Origin of the sequence: Lentzea sp. CC55 (assembly GCF_021056325.1) — a bacterium.
Classification (GTDB): Bacteria; Actinomycetota; Actinomycetes; order Mycobacteriales; family Pseudonocardiaceae; genus Lentzea; species Lentzea jiangxiensis.
Genome location: NZ_JAJCXE010000019.1, coordinates 507,043 through 519,733, shown reverse-complemented (window position 1 = coordinate 519,733; position 12,691 = coordinate 507,043). Strand labels below are relative to the sequence as shown.

Sequence of the window (12,691 nt, the reverse complement as noted above, 5' to 3'; positions counted from 1 at the left end):
GGAGCAAGATGCGCAAGTGGAACCGGTGGCTCAGCGCCACCGCGATCTCGGCCGCCCTGGTGGCGGCCACCGCCCTGCCGGCGATGGCGGAACCGCCGCAGCGCACGGTGCCGTTGCCGCTGACGTCCTTCTCGGACATCGTGGTGGACCCGACGCTGGGGCATGTGTTCGTGAGCAGCAGAACCGACCACGCGGTGGCCGTCACGGACCTGTCGGGCAACGTCGTCACCAAGCTGTCGAACCTGCCCGGCGCCACGGGTCTGGCGCTGAGCCCGGACGGCGGCACGGTCTTCGTCGCGCTGTCCCAGTACGGCGCGGTGGCCGCACTGGACACGCTGACGCTGACCGAACGCGCCCGCTACCCGGTCGGCGAGGTGTGCCCGTCCGACCTGGCGATCTCGGGCGACCGCCTGTACTTCAGCCACGGTTGCAACCAGTGGGACGGTGGCATCGGCCGCGTCGGGTTCAACGGCGCGGAGGCCCGCACGGGCCTGGTGACCGGGCACTACAGCCCGCAGCAGCTGGCGTCGTCCCCGGCCAAGCCCGGTGTGCTGGTGACGGGTCAGCCGGGGCTGTCGCCCACCACGGTGCAGCTGCTGCGCGAGGAGGGGGACGGGCTCGTCGTCCAGGCGTCGACCCGTGAAGCGGGCAGCAACCTGCGTGACGTCGAGTTCTCGAAGGACGGCACGCAGGTCCACGTGGCGTCCGGTGCCCCGTACTACGTCCAGTCGTTCACGAGCGACACGCTCGCCGTGCGCGGCAGCTACAACACCGGTCCCTACCCGGTGGCGGTCTCGACGAGCGCCGACAGCGGTGCGCTCGCCGCGGGCGTCGACGACGACACGTCGGTGCGGCTCTTCCCGGCGGGTTCTCTGACCGAGTCCCGTTCCTACGAGGTGCGGGGGCTCTACCCGGCTGGTCTGGCGTGGGGTCCCGGCGGCCGGTGGGTCTACGCCGTCGGCGGTGCTTACACGAACCAGCCGCCGGCTCTGCACGTGCTGAAGTCCTGAGGTTCCGCGAACGGGAGGCCGGGCGGGCACGTGTGCTCGCCCGGCCTTTTCTCGTCCGTCACCCGAACCGGTGAATCGCGGAGTCGTTGTGCCCCGGGACGAGCCGACGGGGCCCGGCACTGTCGGACCCCGTCGCTAACGTCGTTCCCGAGCGCTCAGGCAGGACGTCGCAGCACCGAGCAGAACATCGCATCGGTTCCGTGCAGGTGCGGCCAGAGCTGGACGTGCGGCCCGTCCCCGAGGTCCGGAACTCCGGGGAAGAGCTCGCGCGTGTCCAGCACCTCGGCCCCGCTCTTGCGGACGACGTCGGTGACGACCCCGACTGTTTCGGAGAGATGAGGTGAACACACGACATAAGCCACGACGCCGCCCGGCCGCACCAGTCGCAACGCCTCGGTCAGCAGCTCCCGCTGCAGCTTCGTGAGCGTGCCGACATCGGCGGGCTGGCGCCTCCACCGCGCCTCCGGGCGCCGGCGCAGGGCACCGAGACCGGTGCAGGGCGCGTCGACCAGCACTCGGTCGAACGCCCCTTCCAGGAAGTCGGTCTCGCGGCCGTCGGCCACCTCCACGGTGATCGGCAGACCGGTGGTGATCTTGCGGACGAGCTCGGCGCGGTGAGGTGCCTTCTCGACGGCGATCAGCTCGCCGCCTTCGAGGCCCACCAGCGCGGCCAGCAGGGCGGCCTTGCCGCCAGGGCCCGCGCAGAGGTCCAGCCAGCGGTCATCGGTGCCCTCGAGCGGCGCGCGGGTGAGGGCCAACGCGCAGAGCTGGCTGCCCTCGTCCTGCACGTTGGCGAGGCGTTCCCGGACGGGCTCGAGATCGCCCGGGTCGCCCGCCCCGGTCTCCAGGTGCACACCGTAAGGCGAGTACGGCGCCACGTCGCCGCCCACGATGGCGGCGAGCTCGTCGGCGCTCACCTCGCCAGGACGTGCCACGAGGTGCACGGCGGGCCGCGCGTCGTCGGCCTCGAGAGCCAGCTTCAACGGCTCCTCGCGGCTGCCGAGGGCCTCCGCGAACGCCTGCGCGATCCAGCGCGGGTGGGCGTGCGTGAAGGCCAGGTTGCCGACCGGGTCGGTGTCCGGGTCCGGTGCGAGCTCGTCGACCCAGGCGGCCTCGTCCTGCTCGGCGACCCGGCGCAGGACGGCGTTGACGAAGCCGGCGATGCCGGACCCGAGCTCGGCCCGCACGAGGTCGACGGTCGAGGCGACCGCGGCGTGGGACGGAATGCGCGTGCGCAGCAGCTGATACGCACCGAGCCGCAACGCGTCGAGCGCCGAGCCGTCCACTTCGGACAGCGGGCGGTCCGAGCACGCCTCGATGACGGCGTCGAGCAGGCCCTGGGCCCGCGCCGCGCCGTAGGTGAGCTCGGTGGCCAGAGCCGCGTCGCGACCGGTGATGCGACGGTCGCGAAGCAGCTGCGGCAGAACGAGGTTCGCGTACGCGTCGCGTTGGCGCACGGCGCGCAACGTCTCCAGTGCGGCGAGGCGTGCCGGGTCCTCCACGGGCGGCCGGGAGGGTCCGGTGCGCCGGCGCGGCGGGTGCGGCCTGCTCGGGCGGGAAGGCTTGGAAGCGCCTCGCGGGTGGCCGGTCATGCGCTGTGCTCCACTGTCCTGGGCCGCTCGACGGCGGCGCTTGCCAAGCTCGGTCGGGAGCCCGTCATGAGATGCGCTCCCCTGCTTCGATCCGGACGCCGCGGGCCCAGTCGGTCGCGGCCATGCGCTTCTTGCCCTGCGCCTGGACCTCGCCGAGGGCCACGGCGGTGGTCGCGGTGCCCACGAGCACGCGCTTGCGCTCGACGAGCACCTCGCCCGCGGGCAGCGTGACGTCGTCCACCGGCGTCACGGGCCCGAGCTTGAGGCGCTCGCCCCGGAACTCGGCCCACGCGCCGGGCTCCGGCGTCACGGCGCGCGCCAGGCGGTCGACGGCCGTCGCGGGCGTCGTGAAGTCGAGGCGCGCGTCCTCGACGGCGATCTTCGGCGCGTAGGTCACGCCGTCGGAGGGCTGCTCGACCGCGCGGAGGGTGCCGTCCTCGATGCCGTCCACAGTGGACAAAAGCAGGTCGGCGCCGGAGATCGACAGCCGGGTCAGCAGGTCGCCGGAGGTGTCGCGGTCGCGCACCTTCTCGGTGACCACGCCGAAGACCGGGCCGGCGTCGAGCTCCTTGACGATCCGGAACGTCGAGGCGCCCGTGATGTCGTCGCCGTTGCGCACGGCGGCCTGCACCGGCGCCGCGCCGCGCCACGCGGGCAGCACGGAGAAGTGGAGGTTGACCCAGCCGAACTTGGGGACGTCGAGCGTCCGCTGCGGCAGGAGGTTGCCGTAGGCGACGACCGGGCAGACGTCGGGTTCCAGCGCGCGCAGGCGCTCCAGGAACTCGGGATCGCCCGCCTTGGCGGGCGTGAGGACCTCGATGCCGTGCTCGTCGGCGAGCGCGCCCACCGGGGAGCGCTCGAGCCTGCGACCGCGGCCGGAGGGGGCGTCGGGACGGGTGACCACGGCGACGACGTCGTGGCGGGAGGAGTCGATGAAGGCGCGCAACGAGGGCAGTGCGACCTCGGGCGTGCCGGCGAACACGAGTCGCATGGTCAGCTGGACCTGCCGAAGAGTGGGTGCGGGCTCTGCTTCAAGGTGGGCACCGTACCGTCGAACCACTCGGACTGCCGGATTTCGCGCATGGCCTGCTTGCGCGTCTCGGCGTCGAGGCGGTCGAGGAAGAGCACGCCGTCGAGGTGGTCGCTCTCGTGCTGGATGCAGCGCGCCAGCGTCTCGGTGCCTTCGACCTCGACGGGCTCGCCGTGCATGTTCCAGCCCTTGGCCACGACGTGCAGGTGGCGCTTGCAGTCCCACGACATGCCGGGGATGGACAGACATCCCTCGGAGCCGTCCTGCATCTCCTCGCCGACCACGTCCCACGTGGGGTTGACGAGGTGTCCCGCGAAGCCGTCGCAGTGGTAGGTGAACACGCGCAGCCCCACACCGAGCTGGGGCGCGGCGAGGCCGGCTCCGCCCGCGTCCTGCATCGTGTCCCACAGGTCCTTGACCAGGGTGCGCAGTTCCTTGTCGAAGTCGGTGACCTCGGCGGCCGCGGTGCGCAGCACGGGGTCGCCGAACAGGCGGATGGGTTGGACGGTCACGCAGTGCTCCTCGTGTGGACTGGAGGCCAGTCTACGAGGAGCGCGGTCAGTGCCCGGACGCGCTGCCGAGGAAGATCACGCCCACCAGCGCCACGACGAAGTGGCCGGTCAGGCGCAGGGCCATCAGCACGGGCCGGAACACCGCGTGCAGGTCGAAGTGGGCCGCGTGGGAACGGGAGACCGTGGTTGTCGTCATGGCGTCAACTGTGCCGTTCGCGCAGGTCACCGCACATCAGCTCGCGGTATCGACCCCGCATCGGCCTGAGGTCGGAAGATCGGCCGCCCCGCTCGGCCGGAAGGTGGACACCGCCGGGTCGGCAGGCTGATGCGGCCGCGCCGGGGCCTCGGCGTCGAACGGGTCCCGGACGCGGTGGCCACCGGACCTCCGAACCGGGCGGCGCCGGCTCGCCGGGCGGTAAAGAGATCGTCCGCGAGGGCGTCATCCGCTAGGCATGGTCCATGACCTGGAAGGCACCCGAAGTAGAACTGACCGAGGAACCGCTGGTCGGCGCCGAGCGCACGTTGCTGGAAGCGCTGCTGGACCGCCACCGGGCGATGTTCCTGCGCAACTGCGCGGGCCTCACCGGCGAGCAGCTCGCCACGGTGTCCGCGCCCCCGTCGAACCTGACGCTGCTGGGCCTGATCCGGCACCTCGCGGACGTGGAGCGCATGTGGTGGCGCATCCGGCTCGCGAGGCAGGACGTCGAGCCCCTCCACCGCGCGCCGGACGTTCCCGACCTCGCGTTCGGCGACCTGGACCCGGCCCGCGCCGAAGCCGAGTACGGCGAGCTCGTCGCCGAGATGGCCGAGGCCCGCGCCGCGGTGGCGGCGCGGGACCTCGACGACGTGTTCCTGCACGAGCAGGCGGGCGAGATGTCGGTGCGGTGGCTCTACCTCCACCTGATCGAGGAGTACGCGCAGCACAACGGCCACGCCGACCTCATCAGGGAACGCATCGACGGACGCACCAACGCCTAGCTCAGCCCACCGTCACCACGCGGGCCGCACCACCTCCGCGCCGGGTCGGTTCGGCCACGGCGCGCCAGCGGCCGTGGGAGGCCCGTTCGACGGCCGTCGCGGCGCCGATCTCGGCGTTCTGGCTGAACCTGTGCCCGATCGCCTGCAGGCCCGCGGTGGTCGAGGCGGCGAGGAACGCCGCTTCGGCCGGGGTGGTGGCCGCGTTGCGCTGCGAGGCGCGCGGGGCCGCCACGGCGTCGAGCAGGGACATCTTGCGGTCCAGGCGCGCGGTCAGGATCTGGGTGACCGTGGTGATGATGGTGGAGCCGCCCGGCGAGCCGACGGCGAGGACGACCTTGCCGTGGTCGAGGACGATGGTCGGGGCCATGGACGAGCGCGGGCGCTTGCCGGGGCCGGGGAGGTTCGGGTGCGGGACGCCCGGCGTGGGGGCGACGAACTCGAAGTCGGTGAGCTCGTTGTTGAGCAGGAAACCGCGGCCCGGCACCACGATGCCGCTGCCGCCCTCCGCCTCGATGGTGAGGGTGTAGGCGACGACGTTGCCCCAGCGGTCGGCGGTGGTGAGGTGCGTCGTGCGTTCGGCGTCCTCGCGCAGCGCGGAGATGCCCGCGGTGGCTTCACAGGCCTGGGGGTTGCGGGGGTCGGCGGCGGGCTGCGGGGCGGGCAGCACCGCGTCGGGCTTGATCAGGCACGCGCGGCTGTCGGCGAACTTCTGCGACAGCAGGCCCTCGGTCGGCACGCGCGAGAAGGCCGGGTCGCCGACCCAGCGCAGGCGGTCGGCGAAGGAGAGCTTCGTCGACTCGATGAAGCGGTGCAGGTACTCGACGTCGGAGGCCTTCGACAGGTCGGTCGACTCGAGGATGTTGAGGGCCTCGCCGACGGTGGTGCCGCCGGACGACGGCGCCGCCATGCCGTAGACGTCGAGGCCGCGGTAGCGCGTGTGCGTCGGGTCGCGGCGTTCGACCTGGTAGCGGGCCAGGTCGGAGAGCTGCATGTCGCCGGCGCGGACGTTGCGGGTCGATCCGGGCACGACCGGCGGCTGGCGCACGGCCTTCACCAGGTCGCGGCCGACGGCTCCGCCGTACAGCGACGCGAGCTCGGTGCGGGCGAGCTCGCGGTAGGTGTCGGCGAGCTGCGGGTTGCGGAACGTGCTGCCGATCGCCGGGGGCTGGCCGCCCGGCAGGAAGAGGTCGCGGGTCGAGGTGAAGTCGGCGAAGCGGGCGGCGTTGCTCGTGATCTGGGTGTTGAACGTCTTGTCGACGACGAACCCACGCCTCGCCAGCGCTTCCGCGGGCGCCATGGCCTCCCGCAGGTCGAGCGTGCCCCACCGGCGCAGCGCCTGCTGCCACGTCTTCGGGGTGCCGGGGACGCCGACGGACAGGCCGCTGGTCATGGCCTCGGCGAACGGCAGGGGCTGGCCGTTCTCCACGAAGAGCTGGTCGGTGGCGGAGCGCGGCGCGGTCTCGCGTCCATCCAATGTGGACACGCGGCCGGTGCGGGCGTCGTAGTGGACGAAGAACCCGCCACCGCCGATCCCGGCGCTGAACGGGTCGGTCACGCCGAGCGCGGCGGCGGTGGCCACGGCGGCGTCGACCGCGTTGCCACCGCGGCGGAGCACGTCGATGCCGATCTGGGACGCGTCGGGGTCGACGCTGGACACAGCGCCTCCCCAGCCCACCTGCTCGGGCACGCGTGGCGGTGGTTCCGCCGCACCTGCCGTGGCAGGGGCGACCAGTACGACGGAGAGCGTCAGTGCGGCAACCGTTCGCAACATGCGGAAACTTCTACTCCCTTGCGACCGGATGGCAACACCCCTTGAGGAAGGCCTAAGGTGCGGACGTGTCGATCGATCTTGACCAGTTGCGAACCACTTTCACGAACACCCCGCTCGACGAGGCCGACCGCGAGGAAGCGCTGCACCTCCTGCTGCGCGAACGCCGCGACGACGACGCCGACCTGCTGCGCCACCTGCTCGCCGAGGAGACCGCCGCCCACCAGGAGGGCTGGGGTGTGCGCGACGCGATGGTGCTCGCCGCCCTGCTGCTCGCCGAGTGCGGCCGCGAGGAGGACGTCTGGGCGCTTTGGGAGGCCAAGAACGCCTCGTTCGACACCATGGCGGGCCTCGACGGCTTCCTGCTGTTCCCCGCGGGCATCGCGGGCACGACGGCCCACGTGATCGCGAGCGAGCAGCACGCCGAGCGCGGCGACCTGATGACCTACATGAGCGAGTACCTCGAGTACGTGAAGCTCACCGACGAGGACATCCGCGAGCACATCGCGGGCCTGCGCTCCCACTACGAGGGCTGAAGCGCCTACAGGACCTCGAGCGGGTCGAGCTTGATCCGCACCAGCTCCTGCTCCTTGCGCGCCGTCCGCACCGCCTGCGCCTCGGCCAGCACAGCGGCGAGCTGACGGCCTTCGGAGCGGGAGACGCGCACGAGCGCGCGTTCCCTGGTCTCGTCGTCGCCCAGCGGCACCGGGCCGAGGACCTCGCCGGTCGGCGGCAGCCGCAGCTCGTCGAGCAGGGCGTTCACCGCGTCCGGGGTGCCGTCGACGGTCGCCATCCGGACCGCCGGCGGGAAGCCCAGTTCGGTCCGCGCGGCCAGTTCGGTGGCGGCGTGCCACACCGGGTCCCAGCGGACGAGCGCCTGCACCGGGGTCAGTGCCGAGTCGGCGATCACGACCACGCGGCCGTTGCCGGGGCGCACGAGACCTGCCGCCGTCATCCACCGCCGGAGCGCTTCCTCGGAGGCGCGCAGGTCGGCTCGGCCGAGCAACGCCCAGCCGTCGAGCAGCAGCACCGCGCCGTAGCCGCCTTCGGCCACGGGTTCGGCACCGGGCGTGGCGACGACCAGGGAGGGTTTGCCCGGCACCTTGGTCAGCACCTCGTCCGCACCGCTGGTCCGCACCGGGTGACCGGGGAACGCACGCCCGAGCTCCTCGGCCGTGCGCCGGGCGCCGATGATCTGACCGCGCAGCTTGCGCGAGCCGCACGTCGGGCAGCGGAACCCGGCCTCGGTCGCCGCGCACCACCGGCAGTACGCGGGCTTCGGCAGGCCGTCCTCGGTGCCGCCGGGCAACGCCAGGGGTCCGGCGCAGCGACGGCACCGGGCCGGTCCACGGCACTGACCGCACGCCAGGGACGGCACGTACCCGCGCCGGGGCACCTGGATCAGCACCGGCGAGTCGGCCAGGGCGAACCGCGCCGCTTCGAACGCGATGGACGGCAGCCGAGCCGTGCGAGCGGCGGGGTCTTTGACGTCCTGCCACTCGTTGTCGCCCACGGACACCACACGCGGCGCCACAGCACGCAGCGTCTCGCGCGACGCCACGATCTCGTGCGCCCAGCCCGTCTCCACCAGCAACTGCGCCTCGGCCGTGCGCGCGAACCCGCCGATCAGAAGCGCGGCCCCCGTCATGTGCGCACGCTGCACCAGCACGTCCCGCACGTTCGGGTACGGCGACCGCTGCTCGACGTGCAGGTCGTCACCGTCGTCCCACACCACGAGCAACCCGGGGTCCTTGACCGGCGCGAAGGCCGTCGCGCGCGTGCCGACCACGACCCGCGCCACGCCCCGCCGCACCGCGAGCCAGCGCTTGTACCGCTCGGACGGCCCGAGGTCGGCCGACAGGGTCACCACGCCCTCGATCAGCACGGCACACGCCTCGGCGACCCGCGCGAGGTCGCGGTGGTCGGGAACGACGATCACCACGCCGCGACCGGTCGACGCGACGGCGGCCGCCGCCTCGGCGAGGCGGGCGGGCCAGTCCTCGGAGGGCAACGCCTGCCAGACGGCGTGCGCGGGACGGCCCTCGCGCAGAGCCTCCAGGTACTTGGGGCCGCGGGGGTACCGCGACCAGGCGTCGGCGGGAACGGGCGGCAGCTGGGAGCGCACGGGCTGTTCGGCGGAGTGCGCGGCGGGATCGGCCGACGCGGCGGGCCCAGCGGTGGGGTCGACCGACGCAGCGGGCCCAGCGGTCGGGTCGACCGACGTAGCGGGCTCAGCGGTGGGGTCGACCGGCGTGGTGGGCACCGCGGCGGCGTCGAGTGCGGCGTCGGGCGACTCCGCGCCTCCGGACGCCGCCGGGTTCGCGGGCGACGTCCGGTCGGCAGGTGCCGCGAGCGCGATGGGATCGACGGGCGCGGCGGACATGGTGGGGCCGCCGACCACTGAGGGGTCGGGGATCGCTGTGGGGTCGGGGACCGCACCGGAGTCGGCGGTCACGGCAGCGTCAGCAGCCGCACGGGAATCGCCGCCCACGGCGGAGTCACCATCCACAGTGGAGTCGGCATCATCGGCAGAGTTGGCGGCCGCAGCAGAGTCGATGCCGTCGGCGGACACGGCAGAATCGGCGGACACGGGAGAGTCGGCAGCCTTGTTCGGGTCGGCAGCCTTGTTCGGGTCGGCAGCCTTGTTCGGGTCGGCGGCCGCGGCGGAGCCCCCAGCCGCAACGACGTCCTCGGCCACGGCGGTGTCCTCGGCCGTGGCGGAGGCGGCCGCCTCCGACGAGTGCGCGGCTCCTGCCGCCGGATCCACCTGGGCCGCCCGCTCCCCCACCCAGGCCGGGACCCGCGGCAGCGGCGGCGCCTCCCCCGACGGCGCGGCTTCCGCACGGGCGTGGCGCGGCGGGATGGCCAGGCGCAGCACGTCGATCATGCCGCCCGCGTACCGGTCGGCGATGGCGCGGGCGAGTGCGGCGATCTCCGGTGCCAGCACCGGTTCGGGCGAGACGACCTTCTCGAGGAATGCCAGTTTCTTGCCGTACTCGGAGGTCTCGACGCGTTCGAGGAGGTAGCCGTCGACGAGCTGGCCCGCGAACCGCACGCGCACGCGGCAACCCGGGACGGCGGTCGCGTCCAGTTCGGACGGAACGGCGTAGTCGAAGGGCCGGTCGAGGTGGGCCAGCGGCACGTCCACCACGATCCTGGCGACCGGCAGCGACTCGGCGGGGACGCGCTCCCCTTTTCTCGCTCCGGTCTTCGCGCTCATGCCCCTGGTGTATCAGACACCCCCGACAGTCACGCGTTGCGCCTCACCAAACCGGTGAAGCCCACCACGAACAGGGTCGCGAACGCCCCGCTCCCGAGGCCGCGTCGACGGTGCAGCACGCCGCGTCGACCTCGACTAGCGACGTTGAGGGCGTAGCCGACCTGTTCGACGGTCACCCCCGCGGACGAGGTGCCCGGTGCGGCCCACCGGGAGAGCTGGCCGCGGCGGTCGAGGGGTAAGGCGTGCGGGTGGAGAGCAGCGTCAGCCGAGGTCGAGCTGACCGGTGATCCGTGCACCGGTGATGACCAGTCCCCTCGGTTCCAGCGACTCGTGGCCGGCCATCTGCCGGACCTCGTCCCCGTGATCCCCACGGGTCAGACGTCAGCCTGAGATCGACTCCTGACCGTTCTCGATGTGACCGCACAGGCGCCGGCGGAACTCGGGTTCCTCCTCCACCGTGACGGTCAGGTCGTACCAGCCGGAGTTCATCGCGGTCAGCCACGGGATCACGTGCCGATGACCCGGCCTCACGACGTAACGACGACGCCCCAGCACGAACGTCAACCGCGTCGATCCGCTGTTCTCGAACGTCAACGTCAGCACACGGCTGTATCCGCGCACCGACGACGAGACACGCGCACGGTCAGACGACGACCCGGCGAACTCACGGCGGAAACCGTTGGGCCCCAGCAGCACGAGGTCATGCTCCCCCGCGACCTCCACGGACGCGGTCGACGTGACGTCGAAGTGCTGCGGCAGCGCGAACTGGCCCGAGTACGGGTACAGCGCCAGGTGAACGGACGCGGACCCGGTGTTCGACATCTCCAACCGAGAACCGCGCAACGACGCATCGGGCTGATAGGGCAATGCGCGCGCACGCCGACGCCCGGGCTCCTGCTCGGGCATCTTCTGCGTCGAAGGCGGCGAAGGACGCCAGCGCGGCGTGGCGGGCGGAACGGCGGCGGGCTCACCGACCTCCGGCCACGTCCTCTTCCGGTCGAAGTCGAACGCCGAGGTCAGGTCCCCGGACACGGTCCGGCGCCACGCGGAGATCTCCTCCGAGCGCACCCCGGTCCACTTCTCGAGGAACTGCGTCATCGACGTGTGGTCGAAGACCTGCGAACACACGTAACCGCCTACGGACCACGGCGAGACGACGGTCATCGGCACGCGCGTACCGAGCCCCAAGGGCTTGTCACCCACGTATTCGTCGGTGACGGACAACGGTGGCCGCGGCGGCGGCATGTGGTCGTAGAAGCCGTCGTTCTCGTCGTAGGTGATGAACAGGACCGTCGACTCCCACACCTCCTGGTTCGACGCCAGCGCGTCCAGCACCTGGTAGGTGATCGAGGCCGAGGCAGCGGGGGACGACGCACCGGGGTGCTCGGAGTCCGCGGACGACGGCACGAGGTACGACACGGCCGGCAACCGTCCCGACTCGACGTCCGCGCGGAACGCCTCCCCCAGTCCGCCCGGCCGCACGCGGTGCAGTCCCCTGGAGTACAACGACCTCTCGGCCGCGGTGAGCCCGGACAGGTCGATGGACCCGATCAGTGCGGCGTCCCCCGTCCCGTACAGCTTGTCCAGCGACTTGAACCCGGCGGGCAGCACCTTGCGCGCGATCTCCTTGAACCGCGCGAAGAACTCCAGGTTGTTGTCTTGGAAGTTGTCCCACTCCTGGTACACCCGCCACGACCGGCCCGCCGCCTCCAGGCGTTCCGGGTAGGTCGTCCAGGTGTACCCGGCGTGGGTGTCCTCGCTGTAGGCCGCGTTGCCGGTCGCCCTGCCCCCGGACGGCTCGAACCCCGTGTAGCCGGACACCCAGTAGTTCCGGTTCGGCGCCGTCGAGGACGGCACCGAGCAGTGGTAGGCGTCGCACAGGGTGAAGGTGTCCGCGAGCTCGTGGTGGAACGGGATGTCCTGGCGGGTGTAGAACGCCATCGTCGCCGCGGTCTTCGCCGGCACCCAGTTGTCGTTCCACCCGCCGCGCAACGCCGAGTGCCCGCCGTTCCAGCTGTGGTCCAGGTCGCCGATGTACTGGATGTCGCGTCCGGAAGCCGCCTCACGCAACGGGAACGGCAGCACGCCCGACTGGTTGAACACACCCCTCAGCGCGTTGCGATCGGAGAACCCGCGTACACCGCGAAGAGTTCCGTAGTAGTGATCGAACGAACGGTTCTCCTGCATCAGCAGCACGACGTGCTTGATCGCGCGCAACCCTCCTGCACGAGGCTCACGGGCCAATGCGGCGTACACCGACGGTGGAAGCAACGTGCCCGCACCAGCAGCGGCAACCGCGGCCATGAACCCACGACGAGAGAGCGACATGAACCGAGTTTCTAGCCCCACGACATGTCGCGGAACCGACCCTCGTATGAACAAAGGTCCCGGATGACCAGCGCCTCGTTCACAGATCACAGTGGCGACCCGCGCTCTGGTCAGCGTTCGGGCAACGCTCCGTTGCGACTCTTCCGGCCGTAGGCCGTCGTCGAGCCGGTCGACCAACGGCACCTCGCGGACGACTTGCTCCGTGTTCGCCGTTCTTCCCGCGACCGCGATGATCTCCTGCTCGCTCGCGGAG

9 protein-coding genes and 2 pseudogenes are annotated in these 12,691 nt (G+C 72.0%); 3 read left to right on the top strand and 8 right to left on the bottom strand.

The genetic code is table 11. From position 1 onward, the window contains the following. Positions 1-8: 8 nt before the first annotated feature. Positions 9-1,010, top strand: a complete 1,002-nt coding sequence (locus tag L6E10_RS14205) for a hypothetical protein (protein WP_236219972.1) — start codon at positions 9-11, stop codon at positions 1,008-1,010. Between the two features lie 155 nt (positions 1,011-1,165). Here L6E10_RS14205 and L6E10_RS14200 read toward each other — a convergent pair whose 3' ends face one another. The 4 genes from L6E10_RS14200 to L6E10_RS14185 all read right to left on the bottom strand — a co-directional run bounded on the left by L6E10_RS14200 (position 1,166) and on the right by L6E10_RS14185 (position 4,340). Next, positions 1,166-2,602: an RsmB/NOP family class I SAM-dependent RNA methyltransferase gene (locus tag L6E10_RS14200; RefSeq protein WP_236219971.1), complete on the bottom strand. Its 1,437-nt coding sequence runs from the start codon at positions 2,600-2,602 to the stop codon at positions 1,166-1,168. 64 nt (positions 2,603-2,666) lie between these two features. Further along, positions 2,667-3,593, bottom strand: a complete 927-nt coding sequence (gene fmt / locus L6E10_RS14195) for a methionyl-tRNA formyltransferase (RefSeq protein ID WP_236219970.1) — start codon at positions 3,591-3,593, stop codon at positions 2,667-2,669. A 2-nt stretch (positions 3,594-3,595) separates the two neighbouring features. Further along, positions 3,596-4,144, bottom strand: coding sequence for a peptide deformylase (gene def, locus L6E10_RS14190; protein WP_090098011.1), 549 nt, complete (start codon positions 4,142-4,144; stop codon positions 3,596-3,598). 46 nt (positions 4,145-4,190) lie between these two features. After that, positions 4,191-4,340, bottom strand: coding sequence for a hypothetical protein (locus L6E10_RS14185; protein ID WP_236219969.1), 150 nt, complete (start codon positions 4,338-4,340; stop codon positions 4,191-4,193). A 263-nt stretch (positions 4,341-4,603) separates the two neighbouring features. Here L6E10_RS14185 and L6E10_RS14180 point away from each other — a divergent pair, with 263 nt between their 5' ends. Then, a complete protein-coding gene (locus L6E10_RS14180) occupies positions 4,604-5,122 on the top strand; it encodes a DinB family protein (RefSeq protein ID WP_236219968.1) in 519 nt (172 codons plus the stop codon). 1 nt (position 5,123) lies between these two features. On the opposite strand, the gene ggt is transcribed toward L6E10_RS14180, so the two are convergent. Further along, complete coding sequence (gene ggt / locus L6E10_RS14175; RefSeq protein ID WP_236219967.1) at positions 5,124-6,893, bottom strand: gamma-glutamyltransferase; 1,770 nt, start codon at positions 6,891-6,893, stop codon at positions 5,124-5,126. Positions 6,894-6,958: 65 nt separating this feature from the next. On the opposite strand from ggt, the gene L6E10_RS14170 reads away from it, so the two are divergent. Beyond that, the gene (locus L6E10_RS14170; RefSeq protein ID WP_236219966.1) at positions 6,959-7,426 is read left to right on the top strand and encodes a hypothetical protein; all 468 of its coding nucleotides are present in this window, start codon (positions 6,959-6,961) and stop codon (positions 7,424-7,426) included. 5 nt (positions 7,427-7,431) lie between these two features. Here the strand turns inward: L6E10_RS14170 and L6E10_RS41195 are convergent. The 3 genes and pseudogenes from L6E10_RS41195 to L6E10_RS14160 form a co-directional block, all read right to left on the bottom strand. Beyond that, a pseudogene (locus tag L6E10_RS41195) lies at positions 7,432-9,144 on the bottom strand (primosome assembly protein PriA); the annotation flags it as partial. Positions 9,145-9,759: 615 nt separating this feature from the next. Then, positions 9,760-10,110, bottom strand: a pseudogene (locus L6E10_RS41190) (primosome assembly protein PriA); the annotation flags it as partial. A gap of 381 nt (positions 10,111-10,491) precedes the next feature. After that, positions 10,492-12,438, bottom strand: coding sequence for a phosphocholine-specific phospholipase C (locus L6E10_RS14160; RefSeq protein WP_275676480.1), 1,947 nt, complete (start codon positions 12,436-12,438; stop codon positions 10,492-10,494). Between the last annotated feature and the right edge of the window lie 253 nt (positions 12,439-12,691).